Source organism: Kitasatospora sp. NPDC101447 (assembly GCF_044767225.1).
Classification (GTDB): Bacteria; Actinomycetota; Actinomycetes; order Streptomycetales; family Streptomycetaceae; genus Kitasatospora.
Window position 1 is genome coordinate 1 of sequence record NZ_JBIWNL010000004.1, and the last position, 19,675, is coordinate 19,675.

At 72.9% G+C, this 19,675-nt stretch carries 13 protein-coding genes; 6 read left to right on the plus strand and 7 right to left on the minus strand.

Features of this window, described 5'->3' with window-relative positions; genetic code table 11:
- Positions 1 to 160: 160 nt before the first annotated feature.
- Positions 161 to 1,756, minus strand: a complete 1,596-nt coding sequence (locus tag ACIRST_RS07065; protein WP_402800645.1) for a chitinase — start codon at positions 1,754 to 1,756, stop codon at positions 161 to 163.
- 447 nt (positions 1,757 to 2,203) lie between these two features.
- On the opposite strand from ACIRST_RS07065, the gene ACIRST_RS07070 reads away from it, so the two are divergent.
- The 4 genes from ACIRST_RS07070 (at position 2,204) to ACIRST_RS07085 (ending at position 7,857) form a co-directional block, all read left to right on the plus strand.
- Entirely contained in the window at positions 2,204 to 2,998 is a 795-nt protein-coding gene (locus ACIRST_RS07070) for an isoprenyl transferase (protein ID WP_350522209.1), read from the plus strand.
- 247 nt (positions 2,999 to 3,245) lie between these two features.
- Positions 3,246 to 4,580 (plus strand): PhoH family protein, encoded by a 1,335-nt coding sequence (locus ACIRST_RS07075; protein ID WP_350522208.1) that lies wholly within the window; start codon positions 3,246 to 3,248, stop codon positions 4,578 to 4,580.
- A 452-nt stretch (positions 4,581 to 5,032) separates the two neighbouring features.
- Positions 5,033 to 5,779 (plus strand): transglycosylase SLT domain-containing protein, encoded by a 747-nt coding sequence (locus ACIRST_RS07080; RefSeq protein ID WP_396544663.1) that lies wholly within the window; start codon positions 5,033 to 5,035, stop codon positions 5,777 to 5,779.
- Between the two features lie 545 nt (positions 5,780 to 6,324).
- Positions 6,325 to 7,857 carry an AI-2E family transporter gene (locus tag ACIRST_RS07085; RefSeq protein ID WP_402800647.1) on the plus strand — a complete coding sequence of 511 codons (1,533 nt, stop codon included), beginning with the start codon at positions 6,325 to 6,327 and terminating at the stop codon, positions 7,855 to 7,857.
- 149 nt (positions 7,858 to 8,006) lie between these two features.
- Here ACIRST_RS07085 and ACIRST_RS07090 read toward each other — a convergent pair whose 3' ends face one another.
- Both ACIRST_RS07090 and ACIRST_RS07095 read right to left on the minus strand, forming a co-directional pair.
- Complete coding sequence (locus ACIRST_RS07090) at positions 8,007 to 8,549, minus strand: alkyl hydroperoxide reductase (protein WP_350522205.1); 543 nt, start codon at positions 8,547 to 8,549, stop codon at positions 8,007 to 8,009.
- 3 nt (positions 8,550 to 8,552) lie between these two features.
- The gene (locus ACIRST_RS07095; RefSeq protein WP_350522204.1) at positions 8,553 to 9,104 is read right to left on the minus strand and encodes a peroxiredoxin; all 552 of its coding nucleotides are present in this window, start codon (positions 9,102 to 9,104) and stop codon (positions 8,553 to 8,555) included.
- A gap of 191 nt (positions 9,105 to 9,295) precedes the next feature.
- Between ACIRST_RS07095 and ACIRST_RS07100 the strand changes: the two genes are divergently transcribed.
- A complete protein-coding gene (locus tag ACIRST_RS07100; protein ID WP_402800649.1) occupies positions 9,296 to 10,249 on the plus strand; it encodes a LysR substrate-binding domain-containing protein in 954 nt (317 codons plus the stop codon).
- Positions 10,250 to 10,273: 24 nt separating this feature from the next.
- Here ACIRST_RS07100 and ACIRST_RS07105 read toward each other — a convergent pair whose 3' ends face one another.
- Positions 10,274 to 10,897: a TetR family transcriptional regulator gene (locus ACIRST_RS07105; RefSeq protein WP_350522202.1), complete on the minus strand. Its 624-nt coding sequence runs from the start codon at positions 10,895 to 10,897 to the stop codon at positions 10,274 to 10,276.
- Between the two features lie 138 nt (positions 10,898 to 11,035).
- On the opposite strand from ACIRST_RS07105, the gene ACIRST_RS07110 reads away from it, so the two are divergent.
- The gene (locus ACIRST_RS07110; protein ID WP_350522201.1) at positions 11,036 to 13,219 is read left to right on the plus strand and encodes an MMPL family transporter; all 2,184 of its coding nucleotides are present in this window, start codon (positions 11,036 to 11,038) and stop codon (positions 13,217 to 13,219) included.
- Between the two features lie 114 nt (positions 13,220 to 13,333).
- Here the strand turns inward: ACIRST_RS07110 and ACIRST_RS07115 are convergent, their stop codons facing one another.
- The 3 genes from ACIRST_RS07115 to ACIRST_RS07125 form a co-directional block, all read right to left on the minus strand.
- A complete protein-coding gene (locus ACIRST_RS07115) occupies positions 13,334 to 15,178 on the minus strand; it encodes an ATP-binding SpoIIE family protein phosphatase (RefSeq protein WP_350522200.1) in 1,845 nt (614 codons plus the stop codon).
- A gap of 69 nt (positions 15,179 to 15,247) precedes the next feature.
- Positions 15,248 to 15,919 carry a class I SAM-dependent methyltransferase gene (locus ACIRST_RS07120; RefSeq protein ID WP_402800935.1) on the minus strand — a complete coding sequence of 224 codons (672 nt, stop codon included), beginning with the start codon at positions 15,917 to 15,919 and terminating at the stop codon, positions 15,248 to 15,250.
- Positions 15,920 to 16,493: 574 nt separating this feature from the next.
- Entirely contained in the window at positions 16,494 to 19,466 is a 2,973-nt protein-coding gene (locus ACIRST_RS07125) for an AfsR/SARP family transcriptional regulator (protein ID WP_402800650.1), read from the minus strand.
- Positions 19,467 to 19,675 lie beyond the last annotated feature (209 nt).

Consider the following 19,675-nt stretch of genomic DNA (forward strand, 5'->3'; position numbering starts at 1 on the left):
GTGCTGCGGGGGGCGCTCCGGGCGGGGGGGCCCGGGTCGGGGGGGGCGGGGGGACCCGCGCACCCGGGGGGGCCCCGTGGTCCCGGCGGGGTCCGCGGGGCCCCGCCGTCGGCGCGCCTGCCCCACCCTCAAGGAGCGGCGCGCCGGGGGAGGTGGGTCCTCAGGGCATCCGGTGGACGAACGGGCCGACCGTGTCGGAGAACGCGTTGCCGTTGTTGGCGTCCCAGTTGGTCGACCAGGTCATCGCGCCGCGGATGGTCGGCCACTTGGCCGGCGGCACGAAGCTGCCGCAGTTGTTGCCGGTGGCCAGGCAGTCCAGCGCGTTGTTCACCACGGTCGGGGAGACGTAGCCGCCGCCGGCCGCCCGGGTGGAGGCGGGGACGCCGATGCCGACCTGGTCCGGCCGCAGTCCGCCCTGGATGTGGGTGCAGACCTGCGAGGTGATGAAGTCGATGGTGCCCTGGTTGTAGACCTTGCCGTCGCAGCCGTTCATGCCGCCCGAGTTGTAGAACTGGGTGTTGACGACGGTGAGGATGTCCTTGGTCTTCAGCGCCAGCTGGAAGTAGGCGCCGGCGGTGCTGTACATCCCGATGGTCTCGGGCGCCATGGTCAGGACGAAGCCGGAGCCGACCTTGGCCTGCAGGGAGTGCAGCGCGTCGGCCAGCGGGCCGGGCTGGACGCCGTTCTCCAGGTCGACGTCGATGCCGTCGAAGCCGTAGTCCTTGATGATCGCGTAGGCGCTGTCGGCGAAGTTGGCCGCGGCGGTGGCGTCCCCGACGCTGATCGCGCCGTTCTGGCCGCCGATGGAGAGGACGACCTTCTTGCCGGCCGCCTTCTTGGCCTTGAGGTCGGCGCGGAACTGGGCGTCGGTGTAGCCGCCGAGCGCCTTGGACAGACCGGGGTCCAGCGTGAAGCTGATCGCGCCGGTGCGGGTCGGCACGGCGTCGGCGAAGGACACCGCGATGATGTCGTACGCGCTCTGGACGTCGCTCAGGCGCTGCGGGGTCGAGTTGTTGTCGAAGTTCTGCCAGTAGCCGGTGACGGCGTGCGCCGGCAGGCCGGTGGTCGGCGGGGTGGTGCCGGTCGGCGTGGCGGTGGGAGTGGGCGTCGCGGTCTGGGTGGGCGTGGCGGTGGGGGTCGCCGTGGGCGTGGCCGTGGGGGAGGCGGTGGCCGTCGCGGTCGGCGTGGGGGTGGGGGTCGCGGTCGGCGAGGGGGTGCCGGTGCCGCCGGGGCCGGCCAGCGCGACGTCGTCGGCGAGGTAGGCGCCCTGGCCGTACCAGCCGTGCAGGTACACGGTGACGCTGGTGGCGTTCGCCCCGGTGGTGAAGGTGGTGGACAGCTGGTTCCAGCTGTTCTGGTTGGACCAGGTGGAGGGGTCGGTGCCGCCGGTACCGCGCGCGCCGAGGTAGACGTACGGGCCCTGGACCCAGGCGCTCAGCGTGTAGCTGGTGTTGGGCAGCACGCTGATGGTCTGGGTGCACTCGGAGGTGTCGCCGGCGCCCGGGGTCGCCTGCAGCGCGCCGGTGCCGGAGTGGACCGGCGAGGACACGGCGGCCGCGGCGCCGGTGCAGCTCCAGCCGCCCAGGCCGCCGTCGAAGCCGCCGTTGGTGACCAGGTTTCCGACCGCCGCGCCGGCGCCGCCGGCGAAGAGGGCGAGGCCGCCGCCGGCCAGGGCGAGGGCGGTGGCACCGGCCGCGACGGCCGGGAGGGGGCTGCGCCGGCGCTTGTGGGAGGGCTGGTTCAGCGTACGGGCCATGGGATGACGCTCCTGGGGGAGGAGGAGCGGCCGCCGCGGTGGGGGGCGCGGCGGCCGCGTGTGGGGGGAGGGCTTTGCGTCCGAGCAGGCCGTGGGAGGGCCCGGGGTGAGCCTGGGTGAGGGGCGGCGGAGGGTCGTTCCGTCCCGGGTCACAAGCTGGACTAGACCATTGCTGGTCGTCAAGCACCGGACGGACGGCTTACGGTTCCGTTAAGGATCCGGAGACCGTTCCGTGTCCGCACCGCCACCGCCACCGGACGCCCCGGGCGGCTCCCGGACGACCGCCGGGCGCTCCCCCGAAGGCCCCGACGCGCTCCTTGCGACAGACTTCGCACAGGACCGTGACCAGACCGCTACCTGCGGCTTTACCGTGCGCGTGCCTGCCGGAGTAGGCTGCGCCGGGGTGGTGACGCACCCGCTGAACGAGCACGGAGGGGTCCGGGAAACATGGGTCTGCGCGATGTCGCCGAACGGACGCCGGGGCTGCGCACCCTGCTGGGCGGGATGTACGGGCTCTACGGCCGCCGGGTCGAGGTCCACCTCGCGCGCACCCCGCACCACATCGGCGTGATCCTCGACGGCAACCGCCGCTGGGCCAAGGCCGCGGGCGGTTCCACCGCCTACGGGCACCAGCGCGGCGCCGACAAGATCACCGAGTTCCTCGGCTGGTGCGACGAGACCCACGTCAAGGTCGTCACCCTCTGGATGCTCTCCACCGACAACCTGGACCGCCCGGCCGACGAGCTGGTCCCGCTGCTCGGCATCATCGAGGACGCCGTCACCGGCCTGGCCGCCGCCCGCCGCTGGCGGGTCCACCCGGTCGGCGCGCTGGACCTGCTCCCGCAGCACACGGCCGACGTGCTCAAGCGCGCCGCCGACGAGACCGCCGACATCGACGGCATCACGGTCAACGTCGCCGTCGGCTACGGCGGCCGGCACGAGATCGCCGACGCCGTCCGCTCACTGCTCCAGGAACAGGCCGGCCGCGGCACCTCGATCGAGGAACTGGCCGAGATCCTGACCGTCGAGCACATCTCCGAGCACCTCTACACCCGCAACCAGCCCGACCCGGACCTGATCATCCGCACCTCGGGCGAGCAGCGGCTGTCCGGCTTCCTGCTCTGGCAGAGCGCGCACAGCGAGTTCTACTTCTGCGAGGCGTACTGGCCGGCCTTCCGCAAGGTCGACTTCCTGCGCGCCCTGCGCGCGTTCGAGCAGCGCAACCGGCGGCTGGGGCTCTAGGGCCCGTCCTGGTCGCGGGCCCGCGGCCCCGGCCGGCGGCCGCGCGGCGAAGTGACCGCCGTAGGGCTGGCCTACCCGGGTGCCGCGCGAGGCCAAACGTTCACCGGCAATGATCCGTCAGTTCGCCGGGGGCGCGAATGCACCGCCCCCCGCCTGGGAATACTCCAGTCAGTCCGGCCCCGAGGCCACCGGGGCAGCGAGGCCGGCTTGCCGCGGATGACGCAGGGTCATCCGCTCTGGAGGCCTAGTGGTCAGTTCCAAGAGCCGCCGGACACCAGACCGGCGCACGTACGTTCTCGACACCAGCGTGCTCCTGGCGGACCCGCTCGCCATGACCCGCTTCGACGAGCACGAGGTCGTCCTGCCGGTGGTGGTCGTCACCGAGCTGGAGGCCAAGCGGCACCACCCGGAGTTGGGCTACTTCGCCCGCCAGGCGCTGCGACTGCTCGACGACTACCGCATCCGCCACGGCCGGCTCGACGAGCCGATCCCGGTCGGCGAGCTCGGCGGCACCATCAGGGTCGAGCTCAACCACTCCGACGTGTCGATACTGCCGGTCGGCTACCGCGCCGGCGGCGGTGAGGCGGACACCCGGATCCTCGCGGTCGCCCGCAACCTGCAGGCCGAGGGCTACGACGTCACCGTCGTCTCCAAGGACCTGCCGCTGCGGATCAAGGCCAGCTCGGTGGGCCTGCTCGCCGAGGAGTACCGGGCCGAGCTGGCGATCACCTCCGGCTGGACGGGCATGTCCGAGCTGCACGTCCCGGCCGATCAGGTGGACGCGCTGTTCGCGGCCGGCCACGACGCCGGGGTGGACGTCGACGGGGTGGACGAACTGCCCGTCCACACCGGACTGGTGCTCACCTCGGAGCGCGGCCGCGCGCTCGGCCGGGTCACCGGCGACGGGCGGGTCCGGCTGGTGCGCGGGGAGCGCGAGGCGTTCGGGCTGCGCGGGCGCAGCGCCGAACAGCGGGTGGCGCTGGACCTCCTGCTCGATCCGGACATCGGCATCGTCTCGATGGGCGGCCGGGCCGGTACGGGCAAGTCGGCGCTGGCGCTGTGCGCGGGTCTGGAGGCGGTGCTGGAGCGGAGGCAGCACCGCAAGGTGATGGTCTTCCGGCCGCTGTACGCGGTCGGCGGCCAGGAGCTCGGCTACCTGCCGGGCTCCGAGGCGGAGAAGATGGGCCCCTGGGCGCAGGCGGTCTTCGACACCCTCTCCGCCGTCACCACGCCGGACGTGATCGAGGAGGTCATCTCCCGGGGGATGCTGGAGGTGCTGCCGCTGACCCACATCCGGGGGCGCTCGCTGCACGACGCCTTCGTGATCGTGGACGAGGCGCAGTCGCTGGAGCGGAACGTCCTGCTGACGGTGCTGTCCCGGATCGGCCAGGGCTCGCGGGTGGTGCTCACCCACGACGTGGCGCAGCGGGACAACCTCCGGGTGGGCCGGTACGACGGCGTGGTGGCGGTGGTGGAGAAGCTGAAGGGGCATCCGTTGTTCGCGCACATCACGCTCACGCGCTCGGAGCGTTCGCCGATCGCGGCGCTGGTCACGGAGATGCTGGAGGACATCAACCCGTGATCCGTCCCTGATCGGGACATAGTCGGACAATGCGGTCAATTCGCGCCCCGGGGCCCGCTCCTGACGGAGCGGGCCCCATCCGTTTCATCACATCGAGTGCTTTCCGTCCGGCGAACTCCGGGGCGGTGAATGTGACATGCGCCACGCGGGCGGGAATTGCGTCCGCGGTGTCCCGTGCGGCATGGTGAGGGTTCTGTCAGGCCCCGCGTACGGCGCGGCAGGGCTTCCGGACCCCGGGAGTCAGGCCCGGAAGGTCCGCCAACTCCGGTCGGTGGACGCATAATTGAACACCGATGAGCCGTACGCCGCCCGATTCCAACGCCCGGTCGCCTCACCTCGGCACCGGACGCCGGGCCAGCACCTCCCGTGACCAGAGCACCGTGCGGAGGTCCGTGCCAAGGGGCATGTTGCGTCCGCACGGTCACGCGTGGGCGATGCTGGAAGGAATCCATGTGACTCGGATCTCGGTCCGGGGAGTTGCTGTGGCCTCCGCCACCGCCGTCACCGCTGTCGGTGCCGTCGTTGGTATGGCCTCGGGCAGCGAGGGCAAGACCACGCAGACGGTCGACGTCGCCGGCGCGACCCTGCTTGCCGAAGTCCCCTCTGGCGCCCAGGCGCAGACCATCAGTGACAACATCGGCCAGCAGGCGACCGCCCAGCAGGCCTCCGCCGACGCAGCTGCCAAGGCCGCCGCGGAGCAGAAGGCCGCCGAGGAGGCCGCGCGCCAGAAGGCCGCCGCGGACGCCCAGGCGAAGGCCGACGCCCAGGCCAAGGCCGACGCGGACAAGGCTGCCAAGGCTGCCGACGACGCCCGCAAGGCCGCCGCCGAGGCCGCCAACCGGTCGAAGGCCCGTTCGGCGATGACTGCTGTCGACGGCAGCACCAACACGCCCCCGGTCTCGGTCAGCCCCGGCTCGGTCCAGGACCTGGCCCGGCAGATCGTCGGCAACGACGCCCAGTTCCAGTGCTTCAGCCAGATCGTGAAGCGCGAGAGCGGCTGGGACTACACCGCGACCAACAAGAGCTCCGGCGCGTACGGCCTCGTCCAGGCGCTGCCCGGCTCGAAGATGGCCTCGGTCGGCGCCGACTGGCGCACCAACCCGGCCACCCAGATCCAGTGGGGCCTCAACTACATGAACAGCCGCTACGGCAGCCCCTGCGGCGCCTGGTCGTTCTGGCAGGCCCACAGCTGGTACTAGGAGCGGCTGCCGCTGCGGCGGCGCACTCCGTACGGCCCCGGCCGCTCGCCCTTCCCGGGCGGGCGGCCGGGGCCGTCGCTGTTCCTGGGCCGTTGCCGTTGCCGTTGCCGTTGCCGTTGCCGTTGCCGTTCCTGGGCCGGGGCGGCCGGCCGCCGGCGTGCCGGCGGGAGCAGACGAACCGCGCCGCCCGGGCTGCGCTGACCAGTGCGCTCTCGGGCGGTGCGGTCCTGGATGCGGACGCGGGGCGCGGGGAGGGGTCCTGGTTGCTCCCCGCACCGGCCGGTCCGCCGGCAGTTGGCTCTCGATGCCCTCCGGAGCCGTGCTCTCCGGGGTCTCGTCCCGACTCCTCCCCAGCGAAGTGCATCCGAAACCAGCGGGAACATGGCGATTTGCCCTGGTTTCCGGAGTGAGGTCGTCGAATCGAACTGACCGGCGGCCGGACTCGCCGCACCCTCGCCGGGTAGCGTCATCCCTGACGGCCGCGGCAGGACCCGCGGCGTACCGCCGGGCACGGCGGACCGGGCAGGGGAGCGGTGGTAGCGAGGATGGCGCGGGGCGGAAAGGCCTTCAAGGCCGTGGCCAAGGGCATGGCCGTGGTGGCGAGCGCGGCCGCCGTGATCGAACGGCGCAGACGCGCCGCGATGGCGGCCGACCCGCACGAACTCGCCGTGCCCGTGCTCACGGAGGGTCACACGCTCGTCGAGGGGCCCGTGCCGGCCGTCGAGGCGTCCGGCCCGGTGCCGGTCCCCAGGGCCGACCCCGCCCCGGCGCCGGCGGTGCCGGTGGGGGCGCCGGTCGTCGAGGCGCCCGCACCCGTCGCACCGGCTCCGGCCGCGCCCACCGAGCCCACCGTGCACGCCGGGCTCGGCCGCGAGTACCACCCCGGTCGGCCCGCCACCCCCGCCGAGGCGGTGCCGTGGGGACTGCGGGTGGCCGCCGAGTCGACCTGGCGACTGCTGCTGCTCGGCGCCGCGCTCTACGTCGTCTTCTACGTGGTCGACATGCTGCGGCTGGTCGCCTTCTCGGTGCTGGCCTCGCTGTTGATCGCCGCGCTGCTGGAGCCCTCGGTGTCCTGGCTGCGCCGGCACGGGGCGCCGCGCTCGCTGGCGGCCGGCGTGGTCTTCCTGAGCGGTCTGGCCGGGATCGGACTGGTCGGCTGGTTCGTGGTCTGGCAGGTGAGCACCAACCTGCCGGACGTCACCGCCCAGGTCAAGGACGGTGTCAACCAGCTGCGGGACTGGCTGATCACCGGGCCGCTGCACCTGACCCAGCAGCAGATCAAGGACTTCGCCGACCAGATCACCAAGGCGATCACCACCAACACCGATCAGCTCACCTCGGCCTCGATCACCGGCGCGCAGATCGCCGTCGAGGTGCTGACCGCGCTGCTGATGACCTTCTTCACCACCTTCTTCCTCCTCTACGACGGTGAGCGGATCTGGAACTGGGCGCTGCGCGGACTGCCCCGGCACTCCCGCTTCGCGATGGCCGGCGCCGGCCCGAAGGCCTGGGCGACGCTCACCGCCTACGTGCGCGGCACCGTGTGCGTGGCCTTCATCGACGCGGTCTGCATCGGGATCGGCATCGACCTGCTGGGCGTCCCGCTGGCGATGCCGCTGGCCGTGATCATCTTCCTGGGCGCCTTCGTCCCGCTGGTCGGCGCACTGGTCACCGGCACCGTCGCGGTGCTGATCGCCCTGGTCACCCAGGGGCCGTGGACGGCGCTGATGGTGCTGGTGGTGCTGATCGCGGTGATGCAGGTCGAGAGCCACATCCTGCAGCCGCTGATCCTCGGCCGGGCCGTCCGGGTGCACCCGCTGGGCGTGGTCCTCGGTGTCGCGGCCGGCGGCATCATCGGCGGCATCGGCGGCGCGGTCGTCGCCGTCCCGCTGATCGCCGTCACCAACACCGTGATCACCCACCTCCGCCGTCGCAACGAGGCCGGCCAGGCCGTGTTCGTCGCCCTCGAAGCCGCCCGCGAGGCCGCCGAGCGCACCGCCGCCACCCACCCCACGGCTGCGGCCCAGCCGAACCAGGCGGTCCAGCCGAGCCCGGTCGCCCAGCCCGCCACGGACTGACCCGCGCGGGACGGACGGCCGCGGACGGACCGGCCCGGGCAGCCGCCCGGGTGCCGGAGGGTCGGCGCGGCGCGGGCGTACCGGGAAACGGCGACGGGCCCCCTCCCGGACGTGTGTCCGGGAGGGGGCCCGCTCGGGTGCCGGGTGCGTCAGGCGGTGACGTCGGCGAGGGCGGCCTCGGAGTCGAGGACGCCGGCCACGGCCTGCAGGACGGCGGCGATCTTCATCGAGGCCTGGATGACCTCACGCTCGACGCCGGCCTTGCGCAGGACGGCCTCGTGCGAGTCGAGGCACTGGCCGCAGCCGTTGATGGCCGAGACGGCGAAGCACCAGAGCTCGAAGTCGACCTTCTCGACGCCCGGGGTGCCGATGATGTTCATCCGCAGACCGGCCCGCATCGTGCTGTACTCCTTGTCGGAGAGCAGGTGCAGCGTCCGGTAGTAGACGTTGTTCATCCCCATGATCGCGGCCGCGCCCTTGGCAGCGGTGTACGCCTCGGGGGAGAGGTTGGCCTTGGCCTCCGGCTCCAGCTCGCGCAGCAGACCGGCGCTGCGGCTGGCCATCGCGCAGGACAGCACGGTGCCCCAGAGCTGCTGCGCGGGGAGGTCGGAGTTGCCGATGACCGAGCCCAGGTTGAGCTTGAGGTCCTTGGCGTAGTCCGGGAGGGCGGCCTTCAGGTCGTCGAGAGCCATGGGTCAGCCCGCCAGCAGGGCCTGGGCGTCGAGGGTGTCCTCGCCCTTGTTCCAGTTGCACGGGCACAGCTCGTCGGTCTGCAGGGCGTCCAGCACCCGCAGGACCTCCTTGGGGTTACGGCCGACGGAGCCGGCGGTCACCATGACGAACTGGATCTCGTTGTTCGGGTCGACGATGAAGACGGCGCGCTGGGCGGTGCCGTCCTCGGCCTCGACGCCGCAGGCGCGCATCAGGTCGTGCTTGATGTCGGCCAGCATCGGGAAGGGCAGGTCGCGCAGGTCCTTGTGGTCCTTGCGCCAGGCGTGGTGCACGAACTCGGAGTCGCCGGAGACGCCGAGGACCTGGGCGTCACGGTCGGCGAACTCGTCGTTCAGCTTGCCGAACGCGGCGATCTCGGTCGGGCAGACGAAGGTGAAGTCCATCGGCCAGAAGAAGACGATCTTCCACTTGCCCTCGTAGGTCTTGTGGTTGATGTCAGCGAAGGCGCTCGCGGCGTCCAGGTCGACACAGGCCTTGAGGTCGAACTCGGGGAACTTGTCACCGATCGTGAGCACGTTCGCTTCTCCTGAAGTGAGATGAGGGGAGCTTTGTCCGGATTCCGGACACCCAGCACGATTCCACATCGTGGACTGATCAGGGAAATAGCTACACTGGATGTGTCTGATCGGAGATTGCTATCAGTACCGAATCCCCCACGTCGCGGCCGGGCTCCCGGCGGAGCGCCGCCGCCAAGGCCGACCCGACTGTGACGAGCACCACGGTCCGCAGTCCGCGCACCCCGACCGTCGCCCAGCTGCGGGCCTTCGTCGCGGTGGCCGAGCACCGGCACTTCCGGGAGGCCGCGGCGGCGACCGGGACCAGCCAGCCCGCGCTGTCCGGTGCGGTCGCGGCGCTGGAGGAGTCGCTGGGCGCGCAGCTGGTCGAGCGTACGACGCGCAGGGTGATCGTCACGCCGCTGGGGGAGCGGGTGCACCAGCACGCCCGTCGGGTGCTCGCCTCGCTGCAGGCGCTCACCGAGGAGGTCGAGGCCGCCCGCCGCCCGTTCACCGGGCCGTTGCACCTCGGCGTCATCCCGACCGTCGCGCCCTACCTGCTGCCCACCGTGCTGCGGCTGGTCCGCGACCGCTTCCCGGAGCTGGAGCCGCACGTCCACGAGGAGCGCACCCCCTCGCTGCTGGAGGGCCTGGCCTCGGGGCGCCTGGACGTCCTGCTGCTCGCGCTCCCGGCCGGCGGGGCCTCCCCGACCCTGGACATCCCGCTCTTCGACGAGGACTTCGTCCTGATCACGCCGACCGACCATCCGCTCGCCGGGCGGGTCGACGTCCCGCGCGACGTGCTGCTCGACCTGGACGTGCTGCTGCTGGAGGAGGGCCACTGCCTGCGCGACCAGGCGCTGGACATCTGCCGCGAGGTCGGCGCCGACCCGGCGGGCTCGACCACCCGTGCGGCCGGGCTGTCCACGCTGGTCCAGCTGGTCGCCGGCGGCCTCGGGGTGACCCTGCTGCCCGCCACGGCGCTGGACGTCGAGGCCGGGCGCAGCGACCGGCTCGCCGCCGTCCGCTTCGCCGAGCCGGCGCCCGGCCGCCGGATCGGTCTGGCCGTCCGCCCCGGCTCGGCCCGCGGCGACGAGTACGAGCGCTTCGCGGCGGCGCTGCGCGAGGTGCTGGTCGAACTGCCGGTCCGGATCATCGGTTCCTGAGCGGAGGGGCCGCCGCGCGGGCTCCTAGAGGTCGGCGGGCGTGCCCAGGCAGAGTCCGACCGCGGTGGCCACCAGGACGTCCAGCGCCCGCAGGGTGTCCGGGCCGGGCTGCTCGCCGGGAGCGCGCAGCGACAGGTAACGGTCGGTCAGGCCGTGGAACCCGGTCAGGAAGTGGACGGCGATCTCCTCGGCGGGCGTGGCGAGTTGCAGGCCGTGCGCCGCGGCGAGCGCGGTGATCATCTCGGTCGCGGTGCCCTCGCTCTCCTGCTGGAGCCCCCGCATGATCTCCTGCAGGTCGGGGTCGCGCATCGCCAGCGCCGAGAACTCGGTGAGGAGCTGGCAGCGGCCGTCCGGGCCCGTCGAGCTCTCCCAGAGCGCGTGGACCAGCGTCCTGACCTGCTCGGTGAAGGAGCCGTCGCCGGGGTAGGCGTCGCGGACGTAGCCGATGAACTCGGCGGTCAGCTGCTCGATCACCGCCCGGTAGAGGTCCTTCTTGGTGCCGAAGGTGTAGTGCACCGTCGCCTGTGCCACGCCCAGTTCGGCCGCGATCGCGCGGGTGCTGCCGGCGGCGATCCCCTCCCGGGCCATCAGGTCGATGGCGGCCTGGACCAGCTGCGGGCGGCGTTCGGAGGCGGGGACATGAGCCATCCAGCCAGGGTATCGCCATGGTCGGCCAACTGTGTCAGATGATTCGGTCAAATGCATCTGTCGGTCGACTTTGTCACGCGACAAGGTTGCGCGTACGGTGGAGCGAGACCTGTCCTGACCGACTCCGAGGGACCACCCATGGCCACGTACCTGTACCGACTGGGCCGCTTCTGCTTCCGCCGAAGGCGTGCCGTCCTGGCCGTCTGGATCGCCGTGCTGATCGCGGTCGGCGGGGCCGCGGGTGCGTTCGCCGGCAAGACCAGCGACGAGTTCAAGGTGCCCGGCACCGAGGCGCAGACGACGCTGGACCGGATCAAGGACACCTTCCCGGCGCAGGGTCACGCATCCGCCCAGGTCGTCTTCGCCGCCCCCGCGCCCGGCGGTGCCACCGCGCCCGAGGCGGCCGCGGCGGTCGGCGCGGCCGTCGACCGGATCGCCCACGTCCCCGGTGTGGCCGCGGTGCCCGACCCGTACGCGACCGGCGCCGTCTCGCCCGACGGCCGGGTGACGATCGCCCTGGTCTCCTTCGACCACAAGCTCGCCGACGTCACCGACCAGCAGCGCGACGCGGTCCGGGCGGCGGCCGAACCGGCCCGCGCGGCCGGGCTGGACGTGGCCTTCGGCGGCGACGCGTACAACAAGTTCGCCCAGATCGAGGGCGGCTCCGAGTCGATCGGCCTGGTGGTGGCCGGGGTGGTGCTGGTGATCACCCTGGGCACGCTGGTCGCGGCCGGGCTGCCGCTGCTGACCGCGCTGGTCGGCGTCGCCGTGGCGATGGCCGGACTGCTGGCGCTCACCGGCTCGTTCCAGATCATCACCACCGCACCGGTGCTGGCCCTGATGGTCGGCCTCGCGGTCGGCATCGACTACGCGCTGTTCATCCTGTTCCGTCACCGGCGCCACCTGGACGAGGGACTGGAGCCGGAGGAGGCCGCCGCCCGTGCCACCGCGACCGCCGGAAGCGCCGTCGTCTTCGCCGGCCTGACCGTGGTCGTCGCGCTCGCCGGGCTCGCCGTCGCGGGCGTCCCGTTCCTCACCGTGATGGGCCTGGCCGCCTCCGGCGCCGTCGTGGTGGCCGTGCTGGTCGCGATCACGCTGCTGCCCGCGGTGCTGGGCTTCGTCGGCCGCGCCGTCGACCGGCTGCCGGTCTGGAAGCGGGCCCTGCGCACCTCCGGCAGGACCACCATGGGCGAGCGCTGGGCCCGCTTCGTGGTCCGCCGGCCGCTGCCCGTCCTGCTCGTCGGCCTGGCCGGGCTGGGCGTCATGGCGGTGCCCGCGGCGAGTCTGGACCTCGGCCTGCCGGGCGGCGGCTCGCAGGCCGTCGGGACGGACGCGCGCAAGGCGTACGACCTGGTCAGCGACAGCTTCGGGCCCGGCTTCAACGCGCCCCTGGTGGTGGTCGTGGACGCCCAGGGCGCGCCGCACCCCGAGCAGGCGGTGCAGGGCGTGGCGGGCAGGCTGCAGAGCCTGGAGGGCGTCCGGACGCTGCTGCCGCCGCAGGTCGACCCGAGCGGCCGGACCGCGCTGGTGCCCGTCATCCCGCGGACCGGACCGGACGACGAGGGCACCAAGGCGCTGGTCGACGAGATCCGCGGGCAACGCGCCGAGCTGAAGTCCGCCACCGGCGCGGACATCGCCGTCACCGGCACCGCCGCCGCCAACATCGACGTCTCCACCAAGCTCGGCCAGGCCCTGCCGCCGTTCGTCGCCGTGATCGTCGGCATCGCGCTGGTGCTGCTCGCGCTGGCCTTCCGCTCGGTGCTCGTGCCGATCAAGGCGGTGCTCGGCTTCCTGCTCAGCATCGGCGCCTCGCTCGGCGCGGTGGTCGCGGTCTACCAGTGGGGCTGGCTGGACGGCGTGATCGACGTGCCGAAGGTCGGCCCGGTGGTCAGCTTCGTGCCGATCCTGCTGATCGGGGTGCTGTTCGGGCTGGCGATGGACTACGAGCTGTTCCTGGTCTCCGGGATGAAGGAGCAGCACGTCCACGGCAAGGCGCCGCGCGAGGCGGTCGTGGGCGGGGTCAAGGGCGGCGCCCGGGTGGTGACGGCGGCCGCGCTGATCATGATCTCGGTCTTCGGGGCCTTCGTCTTCGGCCACGACCCGATCGTCCAGCCGATCGGATTCGCCCTCGCGGTGGGCGTGCTGGTGGACGCCTTCGTGGTGCGGATGGCGCTGGTGCCGGCCGCGATGGCGCTGTTCGGCCGGGCCGCCTGGTGGTTCCCGAAGCCGCTGGAGAAGGTCGTGCCGAGGGTGGACATGGAGGGCGAGCAGCTGATCGCGCGGCTGCAGGAGCAGCCCGCGAAGGAGCCGGTCGGGGTCTGAACACCCCGGTCGAGGGCGCCCGGGAGGCGCCCGGGAGGTGTCCGAGCGGCGCCCGGTGGGATCACTTCCGCCGGGCGCCGGCGCATGTCCCGTCGGGCGCGGCCGTCGGGCGGCCTACGGCTGCGGCAGCCGCTGCTCGAACCAGACCACCTTGCCGGTGCCCAGCCGGGTCGCGCCCCAGCGGTCCGCGCACCTCGCCACTATCTGCAGCCCGCGCCCGCGCTCGTCCTCCGGGCCGGCCCGGCGCGGGCGCGGCAGCAGCGGGCTGTCGTCGCCGACCTCGCAGCGCAGCCGGGTGGTGCGCACCAGGCTCAGGGTGATCGGCCGGGTCGCGTGCTGGACGGCGTTGGTCACCAGCTCGCTGACCATCAGCGCGGTCGCCTCGCTGAGCTCGTCCAGCCCCCAGCGGCGCAGGGTGTGCGCGGCCAGCCGGCGCGCCCGGCCCGGCGTCTCGTTGCGCGGCTGCAGGTACCAGTGCGCGACGTCCCCGGCCGGGATGCCGTCGAAGCAGGCGCCGAGCAGGGCGATGTCGTCCCCGCGGTCGCCGGGCGGCAGGATCCGCAGCGCCTCCATGCACAGCTGCTCGGGGGACTGCCAGCGGGCGGCGGCGATCCGGGCGCGCAGCACCTCCAGGCCGTCGCTGATCGGGCGGGTCCGGGTCTCCACCAGGCCGTCGGTGAACAGCAGCAGCGCCGAGCCGGGCGGCGCGGGCAGTTCCACCGAGTTGAAGTCCACCCCGCCGACCCCGATCGGCGCCCCGGAGTCCAGCTCCACCAGCTCGGCCGTCCCGTCCGGGCGGACCAGCACCGGCGGGACGTGCCCGGCGTTGGCCAGCACCACCCGGTTGGCGATCGGGTCGTAGACCGCGTACACGCAGGTGGCCAGGTGCTGTTCGCGGCCGAGCCGCTGGGCCTGCTCGTCCAGGTGGTAGAGCACCTCGTGCGGCGGCAGGTCGAGGGCGGCCAAGGTCTGGGCGCTGGTGCGCAGTTGGCCCATGATGGCGGCCGAGGTGAGCGAGTGGCCCATCACGTCGCCGACGATCAGGGCGACCCGGTTGCCGGGCAGCGGCACGGCGTCGTACCAGTCGCCGCCGACCTGCGCGCCGCGCTCGCCGGGCAGGTAGCGCTGGGCGATCCGGACTCCGTGCGGCTGCGGCAGGCGCAACGGCAGCATGCTGCGCTGGAGTTCGTTGGCTATCTCCCACTCGCGGGCGTACCGCAGGGCGGTGTCCACGGCCAGCCCGGCCTGGGTGGCGAGGTGCGCCGCGGTCGCGGTGTCCGCGGCGTCGAAGACCGGGCGGCCGGTGCGTTCGGGAGGGCGGCGGATCAGCACCAGCAGTCCGAGGACGGCCTTGCGGCCGCGCAGCGGCAGGGCGACCACGGAGGTGCCCGCGGCCAGCCGCGCCACCCCGCGGGTGCCGTACAGCTCGCGCAGCAGCACCTCGGTGCGCTCGGCGCCGGGCGTGCCGAGGACGGCCGCTTCGGCGGGGCGACGGCTCAGCAGGGCGTGCGCGAGCGCCCCGCCGCGGGTCACCGGGGTGGCCGGGCCGCTGTCGGCCGTCGAGCGGGCGCCGTAGCGGGAGCGGCGCCGGTCGTCGAAGCCGCCCGGGCGGCCGCGGCGGCCGATCCGGGTGCCGGTGCTGTGGTGGATCCGCAGCTCCTCCGGGAAGCCGGGCTCGCGTTCGACGTTGGGCAGCGGGTCGCGGAGGTGGACCACGGCGGCGTCGGCCAGGGTCGGGACCAGCACCCGGCCGATGTTGCGCAGCGTCGCGGCCAGGTCGAGGGCGCTGTTGATCCGCCGGGTCGCCGAGTCGAGGTACGCGAGGCGGTCCGCCACGTCGGCGCGCTCCGGCCGCGCGGCCGGCGTCCTCGTCGGGGCCTGCGCCCGGGCCGGGACCTGGCGGCGCTGGCCCGGGACGGCGGGCGGCTGCTCCGCCTCGGTCTTGAGCTGGTCGCGCACGGCTGCCTGTCCTGGGTTCTGTGTGGTCGGTGGGTGTTCCGTGGGTGGGTGTTCCGGTCGATCGGTCGGTCAGCCGACGCGTCGACAGCACAGGAACAGCTGTTCCTCCGGCGGCAGCGAGGTACTGGCCGGCGCGTACGGATGCCCCGAACACTCCTCGACGGCGAAGCCGGCCGCGACCAGAACCCGCTCCAGATCCTCCCTCAGATACCCACTGATCCGCAGCTCTCTGCCAAGGAACGGAAGCGGAACGTGATCCAGGTCCGCCTCGACCATACCGAGCGCCAGCAGTCCGCCCGGCCGCAGGAGTTCGCGCAGGCGCCGGAGAACGGTGGGGATCTCGTCCTGCGGCAGCAGGATCAACGAGAAGAAGGCGGTGACGGCGGCGAAGGCGCCGTGGCCGTCGGGGCCGAGCCCGGGGGCGTTCCAGACCCGGTCGGCGCGCGCGGTGGCCAGATCGTACAGGTCGATCCGATGGAACACCGGCGGGAACGAGCCGGGGAACGCCGCCCGCCGGGCCAGGGAGAGCATCACGTCGGAGAGGTCCACACCGGTCACCCGCAGCCCGGCCCCGGCCAGCTGGCGGACGGTCGGCTCGCCGGTGCCGCAGCCCACGTCCAGGACCCGGGCGCCGGGTTCGAGCTCGGCGAGCAGCCGCCGGCCGCAGGCCAGCTGCCCGTCCTTGGCGGGGAACGCCTCGCCGTACCCCGCGCCGATGGTGTCGAAGGCGACCGCCTGCAGGGCCCGGGCCGCGCGGCGCCGTCGTACCTCGGGTTCGTCGTCCCCCGCGTCCTCGCCGACGGGGAACGCGTCCGATATCTGTCCGGTCGTCACGTTGAGAGGCACCCTTCCACCCGTGGCCTCCGGTCGGCTCCTCTGCGGCCCCGCGGGCCGCTGCCGGTGGCGGTGTGTCACGCTCCCCGCAGCACAGAGACGACTGCACCCAGACCCGCTCTGCGGCAGACACTCGTGTGCGTACTGGCATCTGAGAATATGCGTGATCACTGCGTCGTGGGGTCCCTTTCCGGCCAACTCGTCGCGCTTGGGTCGATGTGGCCGGGGTTGCGGAAGCACGACGGTGCGGGCAGGGGTGGTGCGCCGGACCCCGCACGCCGTACGGCGCGCCGGGGTGGCGCCGCTGACCTGCGGTTTCTCCGGTCCGCAGGCAGACTGTCGGTCGTTTATCGAACGTCAATCGGTCCGGTGCACAGTGGAGTCCAGCGCCGGGGAAGCGTTGAGGGCGCTCCCGCAGCCGGGGGGCTGCGGGAGCGCCGACGCGCGGATCGGGGGAGGTTCTCCGTGGGGAGCGGAGGCCTTACGGCGCGGGGGGAGAGAAGGGCTCGGTGTGCTGCTGGGCGATGAGGTCCGCCACGGGGGAGGCCTCCGGCACACCGAGCCGCGTGAAGATCGCGTGCGCCTCCTGGAGGCACGCGAGCCCGCGAGCGGGCTGGGCGAGGGCGAGCAACGCCTCGCCCAGCGCGGCGTTGGCCAGGCCCTGGCAGTAGGCGGAGTCCATCTCCTGGCCGATCGCGAGCGACTCGCCGGCCGCCTCGGCGGCGTCGGCGTGTTGCCCGGCGGCGAGCAGGGCGGAGGCGAGGCGGGCCAGGGTGTAGCCCTCCCAGAGGGGGTTCTGGTGGGACTGGAACAGCTGGTGCGCCTCGCGCAGGTACTCGACGGCTGCTCCCGGCTCATCGGTGGAGGAGAGCACCACGCCCGTTTGGTAGAGGGTGTCGGCGAGGCACGGGCCGTTCCTCGACGTCCGGGCCGTCGTGACCGCTTCGATGACCGAGCGCACCGCCGTCTCGGTGTCGCCCAGTCTCAGTTGCGCCCGGGCCATGTTGCCGAGCAGCCGGGCCTCGTTGATCGGAACGCGCACCACCCGGCTGATGGCGAGGGCCTGCTCGAAGAACGAGATGGCCTCGGCCGGGCGGTTCGTCAGGCTGAGGATGATGCCCAGATGATTCGTCGCCGCCGACCGCAGAATGGTCATCTCCTCGGCACCCTGAAGGCTCAGGCTGTTCCGGAGCGACCGTTCGGCGCCCTGGAAGTCATTGGTGATCGACTGGAGCGTCCCGAAGGCGAAGTGCACCCGGGCGAGCGCGGCGGAGTCCCCGGAGGCAGCGGCATTCTGTTCGGCGGTCTCCAGGGAGCCGCGCACGCGGGAGCCGTGGGTGGGATCCCCGACCAGGCTGTTCAGGACGATCAGCAGGTCGACGGCCGGTCGCAGGACGAAGCCCGGCCCTCGGACGGCTGCCTCGACCGTGCTGAGCAGGAAGGTGATCTCGGTCCGGAGCCATTGCCGCGCGTCCTGGCTCGTCGGCAGGTCCAGGCCCGAGGAACTCAACGGATTGAGCGGTTCCGGGAGCCGGTCGTCGGGCTCGATGACCTGGGCCGCGTTGCGGACGGTCGGAACGAGCAGGTCGAGCAGCCGCAGCACCGCCTGTTCCTGCTCCGCGGCGTCCCCGATCCGCTCGTTCTGCCGCTGGGCGTACAGCCGGAGCAGGTCGTGGTAGCGGTAGCGGCCCGGGGTGAAGCACTCCAGCATGTTCGCCTCGACCAGCGCCTCCGCGAGGTCTTCGGCGGTGTACTCGTCCACGCCGAGCAGCGCCGCGGCGGCCGCCAGCGGGATGTCGGGGGAGTCGATCAGGGCGAGGAGTCGAAAGGCGCGGGCCTCGTCGGTGGACAGCTGTCCGTAGCCGAGCCCGATGGTGGTCTCCACGGCGAGGTTGCCGAGTTGGAGTTCGTCCAGCCGTCGGCGCTGGTCCGCTAACCGGCGGGCCAGGTCGGAGACGCTCCAGCGCGGTCGGCTGGCCAGCCGGGCGGCGGCGATGCGGACGGCGAGCGGCAGGAAGCCACAGGCGGCGACCACCTTCATGGCCGCTTCCGACTCGGCGGCGACCCGCTGCTCGCCGACGATGGCCGAGAAGAGCGCCAGCGCCTCGTCCGGGGTCAGCTCCTCCACGTCGAACAGCTGGGCGCCCGGGATGCCGGCCAGCCGGGAGCGACTGGTGGCGAGCACGGCGCAGCCGGAGACGCCGGGGATCAGCGGTCGGATCTGGTCGGCGTCCCGCGCGTTGTCGAGCAGGATGAGCATCCGCCGGTTGGCGAGCAGCGAGCGGTAGAGGGCGGCGCGCTGTTCGAGTGAGTCGGGGTTCTCGGTGACACCGAGGGCGTGCAAAAAGTCGCCGAGGACGACGACCGGGTCGGCGGGCGAGGCGCCGGCCCCGCGCAGGTCGACGTACAGCTGGCCGTCCGGGAACTCGGCGCGGACGCGATGGGCGACGTGCACCGCGAGGGTGGTCTTGCCGACGCCGCCGATTCCGGCCAGGGAGGTGACCACCACGGCCTGGCCGGTGGCGTTCATCAGGACGGTGGAGAGGTCGCCCACCAGTTCCGTTCGACCGCTGAAGTCCGAGACGTCAGCGGGCAGTTGAGCCGGAGCCGGCGGAGCGGCCGGACCCTCCTCGCGGGGCGCGGGGGCGGGTGCGGCCGGAAGGACGAGATCGGGATCGGCCGCCAGGATGCGGGTGTGGATCGCGGACAGGCCCGCACCCGGCTCGACCCCGAGCTCCTCGATCAGCAGCTTGCGGGTGTCGGTGTAGACGCCGAGCGCCTCGGCCTGGCGCCCGCAGCGGTACAGCGCCAGCATCAGCAGCTCGCGCAGCCGCTCGCGCAGCGGGTGTTCGGCCGTCAGGGTGTTGAGCTCGCCGACGATCTCCGCGTGCAGGCCGATGTCGAGGGCGACGGTGCACAGCTCCTCCGAGGCCGCCACCTGGCGTTCTCCCAGTCGCAGCCGCTGGGCGTCGGCGTAGGGGCCCGGAATGCCGGTGAGGGGTCGGCCGCTGAACATGGCCAGCGCCTGCGTCAGCAACTGGTGCGCTTCGTGCTTGTCGCCGGTCGTGCGGGCGGCCGAGGCCTCGGAGGAGAGCCGCTCGAAGACCGTCAGGTCGAGCGCCTCGCCCGGGACGCGCAGTGCGTAGCCGTCGGCGACCGAGACCAGGAGTTCGGCGGGGCGGCGCACCTCCCGTCGGGGCTCGATGACGGAGCGCAGGCGTGAGATGTAGGTGCGGAGCGCGGCCACGGCCTGGGCCGGAGGCCGGTCGCCCCAGAGGGAGTCGACCAGGTCCTGGGTGGTGACCGGGCGGCCTGAGTGCAGCAGAAGGGTGGTCAGAACCGCCTGCTGCTGGGGGGAGCCGAGGGAGAGGGGCTTTCCGTCGAGCCAGGCCTGAACCGGACCGAGGACTTGGAAGCGCAGCGCAGGGCCCTGCGGCGTCTCCCGAAACTCCATGAAGTCCCCCGGTGGCCTGTGGTGTCGATTCCGTGAAAGGGCGCTCGGCGGTCCGCCGCGGTGCTTCAGCTTAGGCGGGCGCCTGACTCTGCCGGACAGCGCCGCAAGTCGCACGATGTTTATCGGACATTTAATCAACCCTACGATACTGTCCCGGCGCCCGCGCCACGGAGGTCGGGCTGGACACAATTGATGACCGAAAGGCGGCC